Raw genomic sequence first — 545 nt, 5'->3', positions numbered from 1 at the left:
ACCGACAATTTACTGCTTCTAAACCAAATGAGAAGTGGGTAACGGATATTACGTATTTACCTTACGGTCAAAACATGTTGTATTTATCTACGATCATGGATTTATATAACAACGAGATCATTGCTTACAGAATAAGTGACCGACAAGATGTTTCTTTGGTGCTGGAGACCTTAGAGGAAGCAATAGATACTAGAGAGGCAGCTGGTGTCCTTCTCCATAGCGATCAAGGATCAGTTTATACTTCATACGCATTTCAAAACAAAGCAAAAGAAAAAAGCATTACCACGAGCATGTCCCGAAAGGGAAATTGCCATGATAATGCCGTCATTGAATCCTTCCACTCCTCGCTAAAGTCGGAAGAATTCGCCTCTCCAAAAAGAGAGATCCTAACAAACCTAATGGTAATGGAAAAAGTGGAAAATTACATCTGTTTTTATAACCAAGATCGAATTCAGGAAAAATTGAACTACCTGTCTCCATACGAGTATGGGAAACAGGTAGCCTAGGTGCTTTTTCAACGTCTCATTAATTAGGGTCAGTCCAAA

1 protein-coding gene is annotated in these 545 nt (G+C 39.1%); it reads left to right on the top strand.

Going from position 1 to position 545, the window contains the following annotated elements; genetic code table 11:
* The coding region (locus tag HP401_RS35520) for an IS3 family transposase (protein WP_173607633.1) at window positions 1-506 on the top strand (506 nt) is incomplete at its 5' end.
* Window positions 507-545: the final 39 nt, after the last annotated feature.

Source organism: Brevibacillus sp. HB2.2 (genome assembly GCF_013284275.1).
GTDB classification, from domain to species: domain Bacteria; phylum Bacillota; class Bacilli; order Brevibacillales; family Brevibacillaceae; genus Brevibacillus; species Brevibacillus brevis_D.
Note: the sequence above shows the minus strand (reverse complement) of the source record. Positions and strands in the feature narration are given on the sequence as shown.